The organism is Cupriavidus sp. SIMBA_020, from assembly GCF_046535395.1.
In the GTDB taxonomy this organism is placed as follows: Bacteria; Pseudomonadota; Gammaproteobacteria; order Burkholderiales; family Burkholderiaceae; genus Cupriavidus; species Cupriavidus campinensis.
Genome location: NZ_JAWRWU010001021.1, coordinates 1 through 257 on the forward strand (window position 1 = coordinate 1; position 257 = coordinate 257).

Genomic DNA, 257 nt, shown 5'->3' on the forward strand with positions numbered 1-257 from the left:
CGAAACGTAACGCTGCGTCGAGTAGAACGAGGTGATGTGGCCGAGCTCCGGAATGTCGTAGCGATCAGCGATGATGCGGTTCATGAGAGACGTTTCGGGGATCGACGATTCGCCGATCGTGAACCGCGGGTGCGACGACTGCTCGATGATCAGCACGCGAAACTGTTGTTTGGCCAGGATGGCCCCCATCTGGGTACCGGACATGCCCGAACCGAGGATGATTACGTCGAAGTGGTTGCTATCGTGTCCGTTCGCGG

General features: G+C 58.4%; 1 protein-coding gene. It reads right to left on the reverse strand.

The features are described 5' to 3' along the window. On the reverse strand, positions 1-257 hold a 257-nt coding region (locus SB751_RS32560; RefSeq protein ID WP_410749326.1), incomplete at both ends, for an NAD(P)-binding protein.